17 protein-coding genes are annotated in these 17,755 nt (G+C 48.3%); 14 read left to right on the top strand and 3 right to left on the bottom strand.

From position 1 onward, the window contains the following. Window positions 1–259: 259 nt before the first annotated feature. From lon to F452_RS0104495, 9 genes are all read left to right on the top strand, one after another. Complete coding sequence (lon, locus tag F452_RS0104545; RefSeq protein WP_018965056.1) at window positions 260–2,797, top strand: endopeptidase La; 2,538 nt, start codon at window positions 260–262, stop codon at window positions 2,795–2,797. 8 nt (window positions 2,798–2,805) lie between these two features. Further along, window positions 2,806–3,342 carry a DUF1599 domain-containing protein gene (locus F452_RS0104540; RefSeq protein ID WP_018965055.1) on the top strand — a complete coding sequence of 179 codons (537 nt, stop codon included), beginning with the start codon at window positions 2,806–2,808 and terminating at the stop codon, window positions 3,340–3,342. Next, window positions 3,339–4,613, top strand: coding sequence for a BT_3928 family protein (locus F452_RS0104535; protein WP_018965054.1), 1,275 nt, complete (start codon window positions 3,339–3,341; stop codon window positions 4,611–4,613). Before F452_RS0104540 ends, F452_RS0104535 begins: the two co-directional genes overlap by 4 nt. 50 nt (window positions 4,614–4,663) lie before the next feature. After that, a complete protein-coding gene (gene tpiA, locus F452_RS0104530; RefSeq protein WP_018965053.1) occupies window positions 4,664–5,419 on the top strand; it encodes a triose-phosphate isomerase in 756 nt (251 codons plus the stop codon). Between the two features lie 63 nt (window positions 5,420–5,482). Next, entirely contained in the window at window positions 5,483–5,989 is a 507-nt protein-coding gene (locus tag F452_RS0104525; protein WP_018965052.1) for an SPOR domain-containing protein, read from the top strand. A 3-nt stretch (window positions 5,990–5,992) separates the two neighbouring features. Beyond that, a complete protein-coding gene (folE, locus tag F452_RS0104520; RefSeq protein WP_004585175.1) occupies window positions 5,993–6,574 on the top strand; it encodes a GTP cyclohydrolase I FolE in 582 nt (193 codons plus the stop codon). Between the two features lie 550 nt (window positions 6,575–7,124). Next, window positions 7,125–7,967 (top strand): T9SS-dependent choice-of-anchor J family protein, encoded by an 843-nt coding sequence (locus tag F452_RS0104515; protein ID WP_026292181.1) that lies wholly within the window; start codon window positions 7,125–7,127, stop codon window positions 7,965–7,967. Between the two features lie 1,405 nt (window positions 7,968–9,372). Next, the gene (locus F452_RS0104500) at window positions 9,373–10,650 is read left to right on the top strand and encodes a T9SS type A sorting domain-containing protein (RefSeq protein WP_039443850.1); all 1,278 of its coding nucleotides are present in this window, start codon (window positions 9,373–9,375) and stop codon (window positions 10,648–10,650) included. Window positions 10,651–10,708: 58 nt separating this feature from the next. Then, window positions 10,709–11,551: a T9SS-dependent choice-of-anchor J family protein gene (locus F452_RS0104495; RefSeq protein WP_018965047.1), complete on the top strand. Its 843-nt coding sequence runs from the start codon at window positions 10,709–10,711 to the stop codon at window positions 11,549–11,551. Window positions 11,552–12,107: 556 nt separating this feature from the next. Here F452_RS0104495 and F452_RS0104490 read toward each other — a convergent pair. From F452_RS0104490 to F452_RS0104480, 3 genes are all read right to left on the bottom strand, one after another. Next, on the bottom strand, window positions 12,108–12,401 hold the full coding sequence (locus F452_RS0104490; protein WP_018965046.1) for an RNA recognition motif domain-containing protein: 294 nt from the start codon (window positions 12,399–12,401) through the stop codon (window positions 12,108–12,110). 249 nt (window positions 12,402–12,650) lie between these two features. Beyond that, window positions 12,651–13,406: an LPS export ABC transporter ATP-binding protein gene (gene lptB, locus F452_RS0104485; RefSeq protein ID WP_010956092.1), complete on the bottom strand. Its 756-nt coding sequence runs from the start codon at window positions 13,404–13,406 to the stop codon at window positions 12,651–12,653. Window positions 13,407–13,463: 57 nt separating this feature from the next. Further along, window positions 13,464–14,330: an NAD kinase gene (locus F452_RS0104480; RefSeq protein WP_018965045.1), complete on the bottom strand. Its 867-nt coding sequence runs from the start codon at window positions 14,328–14,330 to the stop codon at window positions 13,464–13,466. 77 nt (window positions 14,331–14,407) lie between these two features. On the opposite strand from F452_RS0104480, the gene pdxJ reads away from it, so the two are divergent. The 5 genes from pdxJ to F452_RS0104455 are packed head-to-tail and all read left to right on the top strand — an operon-like array spanning window position 14,408 to window position 17,705. Then, a complete protein-coding gene (gene pdxJ, locus F452_RS0104475; RefSeq protein ID WP_018965044.1) occupies window positions 14,408–15,124 on the top strand; it encodes a pyridoxine 5'-phosphate synthase in 717 nt (238 codons plus the stop codon). 38 nt (window positions 15,125–15,162) lie between these two features. Beyond that, window positions 15,163–15,897, top strand: a complete 735-nt coding sequence (locus F452_RS0104470) for a MotA/TolQ/ExbB proton channel family protein (protein WP_018965043.1) — start codon at window positions 15,163–15,165, stop codon at window positions 15,895–15,897. Next, window positions 15,894–16,313 carry an ExbD/TolR family protein gene (locus F452_RS0104465; protein ID WP_010956094.1) on the top strand — a complete coding sequence of 140 codons (420 nt, stop codon included), beginning with the start codon at window positions 15,894–15,896 and terminating at the stop codon, window positions 16,311–16,313. Before F452_RS0104470 ends, F452_RS0104465 begins: the two co-directional genes overlap by 4 nt. Before the next feature lie 4 nt (window positions 16,314–16,317). Beyond that, window positions 16,318–17,145, top strand: a complete 828-nt coding sequence (locus F452_RS0104460; protein WP_018965042.1) for an energy transducer TonB family protein — start codon at window positions 16,318–16,320, stop codon at window positions 17,143–17,145. Window positions 17,146–17,159: 14 nt separating this feature from the next. Continuing rightward, window positions 17,160–17,705 carry a DJ-1 family glyoxalase III gene (locus tag F452_RS0104455; RefSeq protein WP_018965041.1) on the top strand — a complete coding sequence of 182 codons (546 nt, stop codon included), beginning with the start codon at window positions 17,160–17,162 and terminating at the stop codon, window positions 17,703–17,705. Window positions 17,706–17,755 lie beyond the last annotated feature (50 nt).

The raw sequence follows: 17,755 nt of genomic DNA, 5'->3' as shown, positions 1-17,755 counted from the left end.
AAATCCCCGACCCTGTGGGAAATAACCCACAAGGTCGGGGTAAGGGGGAAGAAGAATACCACCGCTGAGAAACACTGCCTCAATAGGCAAAAATGACTTGAAAGAACATAGTCATATAATCCTTGCATTGTGCAATGGACTCAGAAAGCTGTTTTTTTAATGCGTCAACCCTGACGCTTTGGCTCGTTTTTTCGGAAGCCCAACGGGATTTCGTATATTTGTAACTCAGTATTTTGAGCCGTATAAACGAAGACAAAAGATGATTGATAGAAAATATATACGCCTGGGAGATGACGATGAGGATGATGGTTTCCCCGTGTTCTTTCCGGTGCTTTCCGTTTGTGAAGAGGATGAGGATTTCAAGGTGAAAGAAGATCATATGCAGGAGGAGATGCCGATTCTGGCTCTCCGCAATATGATTCTCTTCCCCGGTGTGGCTATGCCTATCATGGTCGGACGAGAAAAATCGCTCAAGCTGATCCGCTACGTGGAGAAGAAGGGTGTCTATTTCGGTGCCGTTTCACAGCGCGATATGGATGTGGAGGAACCGGATCGTGCAGATCTGTATGATGTCGGGGTCGTGGCTGAGATCATCAGGGTGCTGGAGATGCCCGATGGTACTACTACGGCTATCGTACAAGGCCGCCAGCGATTTGCACTGCAGGAGATAACGGCTACGGAGCCTTTTATGAAGGGGCGCGTAAAGCTGCTCCCCGACATTCTCCCCGGAAAGAACAAAGATCACGAGTTCGAAGCACTCGTATCCACCATACAGGATATGAGTCTGAAGATGATGGAGCTGATGGTCGAGAGGCCCCCTCGTGAGCTTATTCTCTCGATGAGACGGAACAAGAATCCGATGTATCAGATCAACTTTGCATCGGCCAATATATCCACGAGCATAGCCGTCAAGCAAGAATTGCTGGAAATCAGCAAGATGAAGGATCGTGGCTATCGCCTCCTCTATCTCTTGCACAAAGAGCTTCAGGTAATGGAACTGAAAGCTTCCATTCAGATGAAGACCCGTGAGGAGATGGACAAGCAGCAGAAAGAGTACTTCCTGCAACAGCAGATCAAGACGATTCAGGAGGAACTGGGTGGCAATATAAACGATATTGAGGTGCAAGAGCTGCGTACCAAAGCTGCTACGATGAAGTGGAGCAGCGAGGTGGCAGAGACTTTCGAGAAAGAACTCCGCAAGCTGGAACGGCTACATCCTCAATCACCCGACTACTCCGTACAGATGCAGTATGTACAGACCATCATCAGTCTGCCATGGGGTGTATTCAGTAAAGATAATTTCAACCTGAAGCGTGCCCAGTCCGTTTTGGAAAGGGATCATTTCGGCCTTGAGAAAGTAAAAGAGAGAATCATAGAGCATCTGGCTGTCCTAAAAATGAAAGGCGATATGAAGTCGCCCATCATCTGTCTGTACGGTCCTCCGGGAGTGGGTAAGACCTCTCTTGGCAAGAGCATTGCCGAGAGCTTGGGGCGTAAATATGTACGCATTTCTTTAGGGGGCTTGCATGACGAAGCCGAGATTCGTGGTCACCGACGTACTTATATCGGTGCTATGTGCGGACGGATCATTCAGAGTTTGCAGCGAGCAGGTACATCTAATCCCGTCTTTGTCCTCGATGAAATAGACAAGATCGACAGCGACTACAAGGGCGATCCTTCTTCTGCTTTGCTCGAAGTCCTTGATCCGGAGCAGAACAATGCTTTTCATGACAATTATCTGGATATAGACTTCGACCTCAGTCATGTTCTTTTCATCGCTACAGCCAACAGTCTGAGCAGTATCTCTCGTCCTCTTTTGGACAGAATGGAGCTGATCGATGTGAGCGGTTATATCATAGAAGAAAAAGTGGAGATCGCTGCCCGCCATCTGATCCCAAAGCAACTTGTGGAGCATGGATTCAGAAAGAACGACATCAAGTTCTCCAAAAAAACCATAGAAAAGCTGATCGACGACTACACGAGAGAGAGTGGAGTGCGTACGTTGGAGAAGCAGATCGCAGCTGTGATCCGTAAGATAACAAAGGAGGCCGCCATGAATGTGGTACATACTACCAAGGTGGAACCGTCCGACTTGGTTACTTTCTTGGGAGCACCTCGCTATACGCGCGATCGCTATCAAGGTAATGGCGATGCAGGCGTTGTGATCGGATTGGCTTGGACTTCGGTGGGGGGAGAGATTCTGTTCATCGAGACGAGTCTGCACCGTGGACGCGAACCGAAGCTCACACTTACGGGTAATCTGGGCGATGTAATGAAAGAGTCGGCCGTAATAGCCTTGGATTATATTCGTGCCCATAGCGATGAGTTGGGCATCTCTCAGGAGATTTTCAATAATTGGCAGGTACACGTACACGTTCCCGAAGGTGCTATCCCGAAAGACGGACCGAGTGCGGGTATTACGATGGTGACTTCGCTGGTGTCGGCTCTTACCCGTCGAAAAGTGCGAGCCGGTATTGCCATGACAGGAGAAATCACTCTGAGAGGAAAGGTGCTTCCTGTAGGTGGAATCAAGGAAAAGATATTGGCCGCCAAGCGTTCGGGGATCACAGAGATAATCCTGTGCGAAGAGAATCGCAAAGACATTGAGGAGATAAACGATATCTATCTGAAGGGTCTGACGTTCCACTATGTGTCCAATATCAACGAGGTACTGAAAGAAGCTTTGCTCGAAGAAAAAGTTGTCGATACTACCGATATATATTCCTTTGGCAAGAAAGCCGAAGAGGAAAAAGTCGAACAAGTGGAAAAAACGGAGGAGAAACAAACAAAGAAATAACTATAGTCATGCCAAATACAGCAGAGCAGTTCGAGCATGTGATCGGTATTTGTCGTGAGGTTTTTCAGAAAAAACTGCACGACTATGGAGCTTCGTGGCGGGTGATGCGTCCGTCATCTCTGACCGATCAGCTTTATATCAAGGCCAACCGCATTCGAAATATTCAGATGAAAGGTTTGAGTAAGGTGGATGAAGGAGTGGAGCCTGAGTTTATCGGTGTCGTCAATTATGGTGTAATAGCCCTCATCCAATTGGAGTTGGGAGTAGCTGACACACCTAAGATGGAGACAGAGGAAGCTCTACGTCTGTACGACCTCAAGATTCGTGGGGCCATGTCGCTGATGCTCGACAAGAATCATGACTACGGAGAGGCGTGGAGGCAGATGCGTGTGTCTTCATTCGCCGATTTGATTCTGACTAAGGTATTCCGTACTAAAGAGATCGAAGATCTTGGCGGTGAGACATATATATCCGAGGGCGTGGATGCCAACTACATGGATATGATCAACTATGCCATCTTTGCATTGATACAGTTGAACGGATGAAACGTTTCCTCGCTGAACTTTCTCGAATCATATTAGGTCTGACCTTCATCGTTTCAGGCTTATTGAAGGCTATCGATCCGCAGGGTGGGGCGATTAAAATCGGTGAGTACTTTACTGTTTTCAGTTGGCCTAAATCCGAAGGCTTATCCCTTACCCTCAGTATTTTGCTCTGCTGTAGCGAGTTCATTCTGGGTGCATTTCTCTTGATGGGTATATACAGGCGTATGGCGGCACGATTCATTTTTATCTTCATGGCCGTCATGACTCCGCTTACACTCTATCTGGCCATATTCAATCCGGTGGCTGATTGCGGATGCTTCGGAGAGGCATTCCTATTGACTAATTGGCACACTTTTTTGAAAAATGTGGTTCTCTTTGTAGCAGCCGCCTTTTTGCTCAAGAAACCCCGCCGGATACAAACGTTGTATTCGGCCAACGGTCGTTGGCTTCCAGCCATTTTGGCGGTTGCTGGTATCGTAATCTTTACCATCGCCAATCAGATCCATCTGCCAATGGTAGATTTCAGACCTTTCAAGGTCGGCAAATCACTACGTGAGCTTACACAAGTACCGGCCGGTGCTCCGGAGGATGAATATGAATACGTCTTTGTCTACGAAAAGAATGGCAAGCGACAGGATTTCGATATGAATCATTTGCCTGACGATAGTTGGACATACGTAGATAGGCATGAGAAGCTGATAAAAAAGGGTTATACTCCTCCCGTCACCGATTTCCTTTTGCTTCGTGGGGGCGAAGACGTGACCTCCGAGATCGTCAATAAAAAGGGCATAACCCTCTTGCTTCTATCGCCTAACTGGGAGAAAGCAAGTGACGACAAAATGGACAATATCGCCGAGATGTATGATTATGCTCGTGCACATGGTTGGGATTTCTATGGGGTGTCGGCTTCTGGTTCGGACGATATTTCTACGTGGCGATACAATACCGGAGCCGATTACCCGATGCTTTTCCTTGATGCCGTTACCGTTAAGACCATTACACGGGGCAATCCCTCTTTGGTTATCCTGCAGGATGGCATTATCAAGGGTAAGATTAGCGATGCAAATTTCCCCGGTGTGGGACAAGCCCAAGCTTTTTTCGATCGATATATAGGAGAGGAACTTTATCAACCTTCCTATTGGGGCCGTTTATCCGTTTTAGTGTTGTGGGTTGCCCTCCTTTTGTTCGGAATTGTCCGGAAGATCGTTCTCAATATCGGACCACGCCGCAATGAAACAGAAAAACAGCAAGGCCGAGCAGAAATAAAATAGCAAAGTATTGAAATTTTGACATATACTAATCCTGTAAAACCATTATCAGTATGAGAAAAAACATCGTAGCAGGCAATTGGAAAATGAACAAAACCCTTCAGGAGGGAGTTGCATTGGCGAAGGAGTTGGACGCCGCTTTGAAAGGGCGTACGATCAACTGTGACGTGATTATCGGAACCCCGTTTATTCATTTGGCAAGTATTGCAGCAGCTATTGATACCACACGTATCGCAGTTGCAGCAGAGAACTGTGCCGATAAAGAATCGGGTGCATATACGGGAGAAGTATCTGCGGCCATGGTAGCCAGTACCGGTGCTCGGTATGTGATCATAGGACATAGCGAGCGCCGTGCATACTACCACGAAACGTCTGCAATCCTGATGGAGAAAGTAAAGTTGGCTTTGACTAACGATCTGACTCCTATTTTCTGTGTCGGTGAAGTCCTGGAAGAGCGCGAAGCCGGCAAGCACTTCGAGGTAGTAGCCCGTCAGATAGAGGAAGCTCTCTTTGCACTGGATCAGACGGACTTTGCCAAATTGATCCTTGCTTACGAACCTGTATGGGCTATCGGTACGGGCAAGACAGCTACGTCAGACCAGGCTCAAGAGATGCATGCACATATCCGCAAGAGCATCGCTGCCAAGTATGGGAAAGAAGTCGCTGACGGTTGTTCCATTCTCTATGGAGGCAGCTGCAATGCTGCTAATGCCAAAGAGCTCTTTAGCCGTCCGGATGTAGATGGCGGCCTTATTGGAGGAGCTTCTCTCTCTGTGGATAAGTTCCTGCCTATCATAGAAGCATTCTAAGATTGCATATTATTTTTGACACCCTTTTGGGCGAGTTTTATTTCAAAAGGAAAAACAAACGAGATGAAACCGATTTTCTTTTTCAGTCTCCTATTGCTTTCGTTGATTTGCTATTCGTCATCAGAAGCTCAGGTTTCTACATCGGCGCATAGCAAAGCTCCGATCAGTATCTTTGAAGCTCTTAGTGCAGAACGCGAAGGCGAAGGCACCATTATCATCTACCAGCCTGCATCGGTAAAAGCTGCTGTGGGCAAGGTGTCCGGGCGTTTAGCCGGTCTGATCGAGGGCGAGAGCAATATTCGTCTGGTGCATGGCTATCGGGTACAGGTATATAATGGTAATGTGGCTACCTCTAAGCGGGAAGCAAATTACCGGGCGGCACAGATCGCACAGTTGCATCCTGAGATGCGTTGCTACCTGACCTACCGTGCACCCTTTTGGCGTCTTCTTGTAGGAGATTTCTCTTCTCGGGAAGAAGCAGAGGAAGCCAAACAGCTACTGAAAAAATCATTCCCTTCATACGCACGAGAGATTTACATCGTACGAGATAAGATTCGTCAAGGTTACTGACAAATGACAGAAATAGAAAAAGAAGAAGCTTGCAGCCGCTTGCAACAGCATTACGCCCAAGTACTGTCGTTGCTCGGCGAAGACCCTAAGCGCGAGGGGCTACTCAAAACTCCGCTACGTGTGGCCAAGGCCATGCAGTTTTTGACCAAAGGATATAACGAGGATCCTGAAGCTATTCTTCGTGCAGCCATGTTCGAAGAAGATTATCAGCAAATGGTCATCGTCAAGGACATCGATTTCTTTTCGATGTGCGAGCACCACATGTTGCCGTTCTTTGGTAAGGCCCATGTGGGCTATATCCCCAATCGGTATATAACGGGACTGAGCAAATTGCCCCGAGTAGTCGATGTCTTTGCTCGTCGTTTGCAAGTGCAGGAGCGTCTGACCACCCAGATCAAGGAGTGCATCCAGAATACGCTAAACCCTCTGGGTGTTATCGTTGTTATCGAAGCACAGCATATGTGCATGCAGATGCGTGGTGTGGAGAAGCAGAACTCTCTGACCACTACCAGCGACTTTACAGGAGCTTTTGAGGAGTCTACCACTCGCGAAGAGTTTCTTAACCTGATCGGTCGCAGGAGATAAGACTATCTCCCGTCGGAAGTTATCTGCTTTTGTGGTAGGAGGGGGGATATCCCCCCTGATTTTCATTGACTACCTCCGATAGCATCTCGTCAGGAACAATTTCTTGGGATGAAAAAGACTGATTTGTAGATAAGACTCCCAGCCTGAGGTTGCCAAGATCCCAAAAACAGTCCATTGTCCTTTTGATTGTATTAGCTTTTAAGAAGGCCTTTTGATTCTGCGAATGAAGCGCACAGGTTAAAAGGCCTTTTCTTTTTTAACTCTGACTTCCTCTTCCCCACATATATAATATCTATAGCGGACTGTCCGAGGTGACTTGGATAGAATGCTGCATATTCTTTGCAAGCATAGTGACCTTCTCATGCTTAAAACGAAGAGGCTTTAACTCTCGTTGTGGCTATCCATATCGGTTTTACGATTCATTTGGGTGTTTGTACCTGCTACTTCTTATCTCTTTTATGCTAAATTTGCGATAATACCTTTGGGTGGTGTGATATATAAGTCGAGAAGTATTGTAAAACAATAAATGTGTCATTTAATTCGAAATGTTATGAGGAAGTTGTTATTTCTTTTGGTATTAGGTTTGTGCTTTAATCTCATTGGTAGGGCGCAAGAGCCTCTTATTTCTACAAGCTTTGAGGGGCCGGGGTTTGATCCGGGTTGGACGACGGGAGTCTCCGATGCTATCACGACAGGCCCCCAGCCTTATCCTACCACCGGTCTGGAACCTTGGGAACAGTGGGATCTGACAGATCCGCAGGGTGGGTTCGGCTATGTGCACTCCGGTGATTCTGCTGCGTGGATAGGTGCCACGCTCGACCAGACGTCTATACACGACTGGCTGATGACTCCGAAGTTCAAGGTGCCTGCCGGCGGTTCTACCTTGATCAAATACTGGCTGTGGTATCACTCTGAAGCTACGTATGTGAATAGGTTCTATATCATGATATACGACTATGCCAAAGAGGCTTGGGAGCAGGGTTATCTGTTAGCCAACGAGTTCAATTCCCCATTGCACTATGTGGAGGAATACTCCTTCGATTTGGCTCAATGGAAAGGAAAAAGCATCAAGGTGGCTTTTGTGAAAAACGGTACCTACCAATTGGCTATGGACGACGTCAGGATCGTGAACTATCAGGGACTACAGGAGATAGACCAAGTGGGTATTCGCGTCTATCCGAACCCTGTCACGGATGTACTCATGCTGGAGAATGCTGCAGATGTGGTAGCTGTTCGCATTATCGATATGCATGGCCGGCAGATGATTGCGACCGCTAATTCGGGTAATTTGATGCTGAATATCGATGTCTCTCATTTGGTACGAGGCAATTACGTTGTGGATATGCAGTATAAGGGGCATAGAAAAATCAGCCGACTGATCACAAAAGAGTAAGCCTTTCGAATGCTTCGGGGGGGGCTTTCCCGAACGCACTTCTATGACAATAAGAGGGTGTATCGTACAACCCAAATTCGAGCTTATGTCTCGTCGAATTGGAGTTGTGCGATACACTTTTTTGTTTGTCCTATACAACGGTAGCAGCAAAATCTAAGGAGGTGGATGCACCGGAAAAAAGTCCAACAAAAAGAGCTTGAAAACCTCTCCGTCATAGCAGAAATACGCGCCAAAAAAGTTTTCAACAACGAAGCTGAGTTTGGAATGATTCTAAATAAGCATCCGATATGGAGGGAAAATTGAAGCAAAAAAGACAAGAAAACGAACGATTGCAGATGAGAATCTACTTTTGGGGAGTTGGTGTAATGTTTTATATATAAATCGAAAACGATTTATATATAAAACGTTTCAAATTTGTATACAAATCGTTTTCGATAAATATATAGATCGTAAGTGATTTGTATATAAATCGGAGCATTGAAGGGGCTCGTTCGTCGGAAGGTAAAGCAAAGGCACCCACCGAGTTTTACTGCAAACTCAACGGGTGCCTTTGCTTTTTGGGGGATTATCGGAGGTCTAACCCGCCCCTATACATGATTGACTGTACGCTCTTTTCTAATGTGGTGCGGGTAAGATGGTCTGAATAGGATATCTATTGTAGCTGCTCTCATAGCATATGGATGGGATGCGCGAATAGGTGCTGTGCATGTCTGGTTGTCATTTAGCTGTTTATGTTGATCTATTTGTGTTTGGCTGATAAGATATTGGAAAGTGTATTTGGAGTTATCTTCCAGCTCCTCGTCGGTGGCAAATATAACAAGAATGCTTATACCCGGAGAATCGAAAATGTTTCCTAATGATGAGTTTGTAGTCTTTCATTTTTGTCTGTCGTGGATGCCCGATAAAGTTCTCTACATACTCAGATCGACTATGGCCGGACACTTAGGTGGGTGTTTTTAATTGTTGTGCTAAATGCGTTTATTTTATTTTCCGGCTGTAGTTGTTATTTTTATTTGGATTTATCTTTTTTATAAATGTTATAATTGGTTTAATCTCAAAGATTAATGTGCGTTGAATCAGTAATGCCATGTTGAGAAAACCTCTGCCCTGTATTTTGTCATATTGTCATCTCGATTTGTTTGTGATTGGTGTTTTTGTTTGTTAGATGGGAGTGGATCGTGCATTTTGCGAGATATTTCCTCTATATTATTAGATTTTGTTAGATTTTAATCGGAAAACATTCTTATCTTTGGCTGGTCAAAAATGTAATTGATAATACTTGCTGTCCTACCATAATATCTCTAAAATTGAGATCTATGGTTTGTGAAGATCTTTTGGGCATGTATTTCAATTAAAATATCAACGAAGCACATCATTTTCTCTTTTTTAAAAACATAAAACCATTATGATTGGAAATTTTACAGTCAAATTTCGCCCTCAATGGCAAAGCCTTTTGAGGCTTGGGGCATTTTGTTCATTGCTCTTCGGTTTGCAACTGACTTCTTATGCGCAGTGGAAACCAACGCAGTATCCGTCGAAAACGCCTTGGCTGGTCTGTAGTACACCCAATGGCAATCTGTTGGCTGGTGCTTATGTGCCTCCGCTGGGAGTGCGCATATCTACCGATAAGGGAGATACCTATACAGAGATTCCCGCGCTGTCGGATGTTGCTTATACGAGTAGCTGTCAGGTGGGGCAGACTATCTTTTTAGGTGGATTCGGAGGCTCTATTGCACGTTCGGACGATAACGGTCAGAATTGGCGCCTTTCTAATTTCGGTACCGTCTTCCCTTCGGGCGTGGAGATCACGGACTGCTATGGATTGGAGTTCTTTAAGGGCAAACTCTTTGCCTCGGGTTTTGGTGCCGGTATAGCCTATTCGGATGACATGGGCGAGACGTGGAAGAATACGGATGTTTCGGCTCTTGTAGCTCTCGATGAAGCATGCTATGTGTATGCCATGAAGGCTTATAAGGAAGTATTGTATGCTTTTACGGTCAGAGGCATATTCAAGTATGACGAAGCCGCTACTAAGTGGGTGTTTATAAGGGAGACTCTTTATCCTTCCTGCACGGCTATTCACAAGGGTAATCTGTATGTGGGACACAGCGCGCCCAACGGACCCTTCTTTATCCTAAAGACATCCGATGGCGAGAATTGGGAACCGGTTGCAGCTCCTGCAGAAATCCTTACCAACGATGCCCGAGCTATGGCTTCCAATGGGGATGTATTGTATGTAGGTAGTACGACCAACGGTGTTTTCTATACCCTCGACGAAGGTAAAACGTGGGTGGATTTCAACGAAGACTTCCCCAACAGTTTCCAGGATTTTTATATCACACCTCTCAATTTTGCCTTTATCGGAGATGAGGTTTTCTTGTCGGGATTCCATGTCGATTATGGTGGTGTCTTCAAGCGGAAAGTTGCCACAGATACTGCTGTAGAGTTTGTTTCCGATATGCAGTATCAGGTGCTCTTTGACAAGAATACAGCCACTCTGACCTTGTCGGGTGAATATGCTGAAGCTCAGATAGCTGTGTACAGCATGGACGGCAAGCTCATCTGCCGTCAGACCGTCGCCCCATCGGAGCAGGTGCTCTTGGGGCGCTATCCCAAAGGTACGTATATGTATCGTGTCGAGATCGGCAAAGATCATGTCTTCACGGGAAAATTTGCGATCTAATATAGTAGTGTCTCATTTTACAATGTCGAATCAATAGACAATTTTGGATATTAGTATTATGAAAAGGATATTCGCTGTTTTGATATTGAGTTTCTGCTTCCATCTTATCGGATTTTCTCAGGAGGCCTTGATTTCTACAAGTTTCGAAGGACCCGGTTTTGATGAGGGTTGGACTACAGGAGTCTCAAGTGCTATTACGAAAAAGCCTCAACCCTATCCTTCCAGCGGTCTGGAAGCATGGGAAATGTGGGCATTGACGGACCCGCAGGGCGGTTTTGGCTTCGTTCATTCAGGTGATTCTGCCGCATGGATCGGTGGTACGCTTCAGTGGCAGCCCAAGCATGACTGGCTGATGACTCCCCAGTTCGAGGTGCCTAACGGCGGCTCAACTCTGATTAAATTCTGGTTGTGGTACCACTCCGAAGCCAACTATGTGAACAAGTTCTATATCATGATATACGACTATTCCAAAGAGGCTTGGGAGCAGGGATATTTATTGGCCAATGAGTTCAACTCTCCTTTTCATTATGTGGAAGAATACACTTTCGATTTGGCTCAATGGAAGGGGAAAGACATCAAGGTGGCTTTCGTGAAAAACGGTACTTATCAAATGGCTATGGATGACATCAGAATCCTGAACTACCAAGGCCTGCAAGAGATAGAGCAAGCAGGTATTCGGATTTATCCCAATCCGACAACGGATAGGCTGATGCTGGACAATGTAAGTGATGTAACGGCCATTCGTATTATAGATATGTATGGCAGGCCGGTTGTGGTGACCGCCAATTCCGGTAGTTCTAAGTTGAGTATCGATGTTTCCAATTTGGGACGAGGCAATTATGTCGTCGATATGCAGTGTAAAGGCCATAGGAAAATCAGCCGACTGATAACAAAAGAATAAATCGTTATTCTCTCCTGAAGGAGGAGGGGCCATCGATAGGAAGAGAAGGGTGTATCACAACCCCGATTTCGAGCTTGAGTCTCGTGGAATTGGAGTTGTCGATACACCCTTTTTGTCTTATCCTGTACTCAATGGATGGTAGGGCGGTGCTACCGGCTTATCTGGTAAGCTTATACGAGAGGATACTATGGTCTCACATGAGAGGATACTATGGTCTCATGTGAGAGGATACTATAGTCTCATATGAGAAGATACTATAGTCTCATATGAGAGGATACTATGGTCTATTGATAGAGGATACTATCTACTCTGTATCGGATGGCAAGTTCGGGGGGTGGAATGTTCGGTGCGAGGTGTGTTTCGTTGCGGTTGGGATGGCTTGGGACAGGGGCCGTCAGGGTGCAAGCAGATGCAAGACAGGCCGCAGGTGAACACCGTATGATGGTGTGCCTGCGGCCTGTCTTGTAATTCGTGTCGTCAGAATAATAGAGGGAGACCTCTCAGAGAGAAAGCCGTATCGGCGTTGTGATACGGCTTGCCGGAAGTGGGAGAAGGATCAATAGCGATCTTCGTGACGGAAAGTACGGCGAGGAGCACGTTCGGGACGTTCCAGTGCTTCTTTGACGATCAGCTTACGACCTTGAAATTCCTGATCGAACAGCTCTTCGATGGCACGGCGTGCATCGTTCTCGTCTTCCATTTCGACGAAGCCGAATCCGCGTGAGCGGCCGGTCTCTCTGTCTGTGATTACTCTTGCGCTCGTTACGACGCCATACTGTTGCAACAGACCTGTGAGGTCTTCTTCGCGAACCCGATAGTTCAGATTCCCTACGTAGATGTTCATACTCATCTTTGGTTTTTTAATGAAACAAGGTAAAAGAGAAATTGCCGAATTCGGTTAACGATCTGTGTGTCATATCTTCATATCCGTACCAAAGAAATAAAGAAATCTACCGGTTCCTGCTAAACCATTCACTCTGCATTACTGCTTTCACTGAACGCAAAGGAAATCAAATAAACTGATTGGACAAGCGGACAGCATGCCTGAAATGACGAAAAAACAGCTATAAGGTACCGGCAGACGGCAGGTGCAGCGAAATCAGTCGAATCGTTTGCGGCGGAGTTCGAAGTCGCGTCCTAGATACTTTTCCCTCACCACTTCGTTCGCAGCCAACTCTTCGGCCGTGCCCTGATACAGCACTTTGCCCTCGAAGAGGAGATAGGCGCGATCCGTGATGCTGAGCGTTTCGTGGACGTTGTGGTCGGTGATGAGGATGCCGATGTTTTTGTCCTTGAGTTTGGCCACGATGGCCTGAATGTCCTGCACGGCGATAGGATCGACACCGGCAAAGGGTTCGTCCAGCATGATGAACCGAGGCGATATGGCCAGACAGCGGGCTATCTCGGCACGACGCCGCTCGCCGCCGGAGAGGCGGTCGCCAAGATTCTTGCGTACTTTCTCAAGGTGAAATTCGGCTATCAGGCTCTCCAGCTTTTCGTGCTGATAGGTCTTGGGCAATCCGGCCATTTCGAGGACGGAGAGGATGTTGTCCTCCACGGACATTTTGCGGAATATGGATGCCTCCTGTGCCAGATAGCCGATGCCGGCGCGTGCTCGTTTGTAGACGGGGTATTGGGTGATGTCCTGATCATTGAGGAATATCCGTCCTTCGTTGGGGACGACCAGCCCGGTGGTCATGTAGAAAGTCGTCGTCTTGCCGGCTCCGTTTGGCCCGAGCAGCCCTACGATCTCTCCTTGCCGAACCTCTATCGACACGTGATTCACGACCGTGCGGTTTCGGTAGCGTTTGACCAGATCTTCGGTGCGCAGCACCATGGTTGTATTTTCTTCCATTATGGGAGTAGTCTATGGTAAGTGTCTGTTGGCTCGTGTCCGCTGTCCTCAGTGTCTTTATCTTACGGCTGCTCCCCACATGAGCTTGCGCCTCAGGGTCTCGGCGAAGGAGTGCGGACGCAGACGGATCATTCGCAGCGTGTGAGGAGCACGTTTGAGTAGGATGGATGTGTCACAAGGGAGCGTTCTGGTTCGTCCGTCCAGCACCAAGAGGTAATTCCGACTGCGCGAGTCTACTTCGAGGCGGATCGCCGTATCGTCCGGAACGACCAGCGGACGCATATTCAACGAGTGGGGAGCGATGGGCGTAAGGACGAAGTTCCGGCAGGCAGGCATGATGATAGGGCCATTTCCGCTCAGAGAATAGGCCGTGGAGCCGGAGGGCGTGGCCACCACGAGACCATCGGCATCGTAAGCCGCCAGATAGTCGTCGTTGAGGTAGGCATTTACCCGAATCATCGAGCCGGTTTCGCGTTTCAGTATGGCTGCTTCGTTCAGGGCGTAGGAGGGAGAGGAGCCGTTGCCTTCGGTCACTTCCAGCAGGGAACGGGTCTCGATGGTGAAGTCGCCATCCAGCAGGCGTGTGATCAGCTCCGAGGCTTCGTGGCAATCGACATCGGTGAGGAAGCCCAGTCGGCCGGTATTCACGCCCAAAACAGGGATCTGCGAAACGCCGATCTGATGTGCCGTGCGCAGGAATGTACCATCGCCGCCCATACAGATCACGTAGTCGATATGCTCGGGCAGGGTGTCTATCACTCCGCAAATGGCCGGATGGAAGTCCAGATCCTGCTCAAGAAAGGAGAGGAATTTGCGCTCTATGTAAAGAGGTGTACCGGCTTCTTCCAGCTTCAGGATCAAAGCCTTGATGGAAGCTCCCTGTTCGCTTTTGTGATGGCTGCCGAATATGGCTATTTTCTTCATGAGTCTCTTTCTCTTCTCGTAGGGATCAGCAAATAAACGTTACATTTGCATGGTTCGCAAAATTAGTAATAATCAGAATGACAAGGCTAAGCGTAAATGTAAATAAGATAGCTACCCTCCGCAATGCACGCGGAGGCAATGTCCCCGATGTCCTCCAAGTGGCTCTCGACTGTGAGCGGTTCGGCGCACAGGGGATTACCGTCCATCCGCGTCCCGACGAACGCCATATCCGTCGGTCGGATGTGTACGACCTGAAAAAGGCACTGACCACAGAGTTCAACATAGAGGGCAATCCCGACGAGCGTTTCATCCGGCTGATCGAGGAAATCCGTCCCGAGCAGGTGACCATGGTACCCGATGCCCCCGATGTCCTGACCTCCAATGCCGGATGGGATGTAGCCCGGAACTACGACCATCTCTGTCGTCTGGTGGAGCAGTTCCATACCTGGGGTATCAGGACTTCCATATTCATCGATACCGACTTGGACAATATCTCGTGGGCTGCCAAGACAGGCACAGACCGGATAGAGCTATACACCGAGCCGTATGCAGCCACCTATCATAAGGACATGGCTGCTGCCGTACAGCCCTATGTCAAGGCTTCGGCACACGCTCATTCGCTCGGTCTCGGTATCAATGCCGGACACGACTTGAATCTGGACAACCTCCGTTACTTTGCCGAGCGACTGCCCCATTTGGACGAAGTTTCCATCGGCCATGCACTGATTGCCGATGCTCTCTATTTGGGACTGGAGGAGACCATCAGACAATATCGAGACCAACTCGCGTTATAAATAAAAATCGAAACAGTAACAATCACATTGATAATCCAATGAATATCCCTAGCATTCCTTTTCTGCAAATCCCCGTTCAGTCGGCAGGGACTCCTATCGACTCCCTCGCTACTGTCAATACTCCCGTTGCCGCACCGGCAGAAGCTACCCTGTCCATTATGGATCTGGCTCTCAAAGGCGGTTGGATCATGGTCGTACTGGCAGTCCTTTCGCTCTTGGCCATCTACATATTCGTTCGCAAGGTGATGGAGATCAGGGCTGCCGGCAGGGAGGACAATTCGTTCATGGATCGGATCAAGGACTATATCCACGAGGGTAAGATAGAATCGGCCATGCGTCTTTGTCAGGACAGGGCTACCCCTTCTGCCCGTATGATAGCCAAGGGGATCACCCGACTGGGACGACCGATGAACGACATACTGGTAGCCGTAGAGAATACCGGAAACATCGAAATCGGTAAGCTGGAAAAAGGACTGCCCATTATTGCCACCATTGCAGCCGGAGCACCCATGATCGGGTTCTTGGGTACTGTAACGGGTATGGTGCGTGCTTTCTTCGATATGGCCAATGCCGGCAATGGCGGAGTGGATGTAGCGCTCCTCTCGGGAGGTATATACGAAGCCTTGGTAACGACTGTAGGCGGTCTTGTGGTCGGTATCGTAACGCTCTTCGCCTACAACTATCTCGTAGCTCAGGTGGATAAGGTGGTCAATAAGATGGAAACCAAGACTCTTGAGTTTATGGATCTCCTTAACGAACCCATCAAAAAATGAGTCTGAAACGTAAAACTAAGGTCACGGAGGTCTTTAGCATGGCTTCTATGACCGACGTGATTTTTCTGCTGCTCATCTTCTTCATGGTGACCAGTACGCTCATCGTACCCAATGCGTTGCGCGTATCTCTTCCCTCTGCCAATAAACAACCTGCCCCCGAAGCTCCTTTGGCGCGGATCACTATTTCAGAAGATATGCGCTATTTCGCCGCTTTCGGTCAGGACAAAGGGCATGAGGTCGCTTTCGAGGAGATACTTCCCCTCTTGCTTCAGGAGCAGAGTCGCAATCCCGAGATGTACGTAGCCATATATGCCGATGAGAATGTCCCGTATCGCGAGATCGTGAAGGTGCTGAGTATGGCCGGGGAGAATAAGATGAAGGTGGTGCTGGCCACCAAAGCCCAAAGTAAAAAGTAAGTTCATGCAACAAGAGAAAGTCAAACGCAATGCCGTTGCCATAGCCGTATCGGTGGGGGCACATGTCGCACTGATCGCCCTCTTGTTCGTGCTGCATCTTCGTGCCGCTCCGCGCGAAGAACCGGAAGAGCTGATACTCGTCAATTTCGGAATCACGGAGCTTTCGTCCGGAGCTTTCGAGCCGGCACCACAGGAAACGGCATCCAATCCCGATGTACAGACGGAACAAACTCCAACGCAGAAACAGCCCGCAGTCAAAAAGCCACAGGCACCGGCCGAGTCCGACCTCCATCAGGACGTAGAGCCGGCTCCTCACTTGGCCAAAGCCGAAAAGGCTCGTCAAGAAGCTGAAATGAAACGCAAGCGTGAAGCTGAAGAGGCTCGCAAACGGGCAGAGGCAGCTGCGGAAGCCGAGCGTAAGCGCAAGGCCGAAGCAGGCAAGGCCATCAATAATAATGTGGCCGGAGCATTCGGACGAGGTGCCGAGCAAGGCAATACACAAGGTACGGGCACGCAGGCCAATGGCAATCAGGGCAATCCCGGAGGTAGCGGTTCTTCGTACTCGCTCACCGGCCGTACTATCGTGGGCAATGGTGGCTATCCGGAAAAGCCTCGCTACAGCAAACCTATTCGTGGCACGGTACGGGTAAACATCGTCGTAAACAATGCCGGACGTGTGACCGATGCTTCCATCCGTCTGCGCGGTACCAATATCACGGATGCTGCCGCTCAGCGAGCAGCTATAGAAGCAGCCAAGACTACTCGTTTCAATGCCATAGCAGGGGGCGGAGATCAGGAGGGAGTGATCACCTATCATTTCGACATCAAGTAAAAAACATAAGGAATATGAAAAAGACAGCATTAGTATTTCTGGCTCCCGGTTTCGAAGAGACCGAAGCCGTAGGCACGCTCGACATTCTTCGTCGGGGAGGCGTAGCCGCCGAATTTGTTTCCATTACGGATTCGCTCTATGTAGAGGGAGCCAATGGGATCACCGTTAAGGCCGATCGTCTGATGACCGATTTGCCGGCAGTGGATGCTTTGGTTTTGCCGGGAGGACTCCCCGGAGCCGATAATCTGAATAGCTGCGAACCTCTTCGCCGACTTCTAAGCGAACATTATGCCGCCCAAAAGCTTGTGGCAGCTATCTGTGCGGCTCCTTTGGTATTCGGTGGTTTGGGTTTTGTCCGTGGCAGAAAAGCTACTTGCTATCCGGGTTTTGAATCCAAACTCGAAGGTGCCGATTATACGGGTGAGGCTGCCACACGTGACGGACATGTTATTACGGGCAAAGGCCCTGCCTGTGTCTTTGCATTTGCCATAGAAGTGGTTCGTTACCTATGCGGTGATCAGGTAGCCGATGAGATCGCCGCCGGCACACTCTTCAGATAACTCGAATATCCTATACCTCACAAAAAGAAAGTGTCCCGTACTGCAAGGTG

Origin of the sequence: Porphyromonas gulae DSM 15663 (genome assembly GCF_000378065.1) — a bacterium.
Lineage (GTDB): Bacteria > Bacteroidota > Bacteroidia > Bacteroidales > Porphyromonadaceae > Porphyromonas > Porphyromonas gulae.
The sequence above is the reverse complement of the archived record's forward strand: the minus strand, read 5'-3'. Positions and strand labels throughout refer to the sequence as shown.

Excerpts from the sequence above, each read along its gene's own strand:
- lon (WP_018965056.1), top strand. The coding sequence starts at position 260 with ATGATTGATAGAAAATATATACGCCTGGGAGATGACGATGAGGATGAT.
- F452_RS0104540 (WP_018965055.1), top strand. The coding sequence starts at position 2,806 with ATGCCAAATACAGCAGAGCAGTTCGAGCATGTGATCGGTATTTGTCGT.
- F452_RS0104535 (WP_018965054.1), top strand. The coding sequence starts at position 3,339 with ATGAAACGTTTCCTCGCTGAACTTTCTCGAATCATATTAGGTCTGACC.
- tpiA (WP_018965053.1), top strand. The coding sequence starts at position 4,664 with ATGAGAAAAAACATCGTAGCAGGCAATTGGAAAATGAACAAAACCCTT.
- F452_RS0104525 (WP_018965052.1), top strand. The coding sequence starts at position 5,483 with ATGAAACCGATTTTCTTTTTCAGTCTCCTATTGCTTTCGTTGATTTGC.
- folE (WP_004585175.1), top strand. The coding sequence starts at position 5,993 with ATGACAGAAATAGAAAAAGAAGAAGCTTGCAGCCGCTTGCAACAGCAT.
- F452_RS0104515 (WP_026292181.1), top strand. The coding sequence starts at position 7,125 with ATGAGGAAGTTGTTATTTCTTTTGGTATTAGGTTTGTGCTTTAATCTC.
- F452_RS0104500 (WP_039443850.1), top strand. The coding sequence starts at position 9,373 with ATGATTGGAAATTTTACAGTCAAATTTCGCCCTCAATGGCAAAGCCTT.
- F452_RS0104495 (WP_018965047.1), top strand. The coding sequence starts at position 10,709 with ATGAAAAGGATATTCGCTGTTTTGATATTGAGTTTCTGCTTCCATCTT.
- F452_RS0104490 (WP_018965046.1), bottom strand. The coding sequence starts at position 12,401 with ATGAGTATGAACATCTACGTAGGGAATCTGAACTATCGGGTTCGCGAA.
- lptB (WP_010956092.1), bottom strand. The coding sequence starts at position 13,406 with ATGGAAGAAAATACAACCATGGTGCTGCGCACCGAAGATCTGGTCAAA.
- F452_RS0104480 (WP_018965045.1), bottom strand. The coding sequence starts at position 14,330 with ATGAAGAAAATAGCCATATTCGGCAGCCATCACAAAAGCGAACAGGGA.
- pdxJ (WP_018965044.1), top strand. The coding sequence starts at position 14,408 with ATGACAAGGCTAAGCGTAAATGTAAATAAGATAGCTACCCTCCGCAAT.
- F452_RS0104470 (WP_018965043.1), top strand. The coding sequence starts at position 15,163 with ATGAATATCCCTAGCATTCCTTTTCTGCAAATCCCCGTTCAGTCGGCA.
- F452_RS0104465 (WP_010956094.1), top strand. The coding sequence starts at position 15,894 with ATGAGTCTGAAACGTAAAACTAAGGTCACGGAGGTCTTTAGCATGGCT.
- F452_RS0104460 (WP_018965042.1), top strand. The coding sequence starts at position 16,318 with ATGCAACAAGAGAAAGTCAAACGCAATGCCGTTGCCATAGCCGTATCG.
- F452_RS0104455 (WP_018965041.1), top strand. The coding sequence starts at position 17,160 with ATGAAAAAGACAGCATTAGTATTTCTGGCTCCCGGTTTCGAAGAGACC.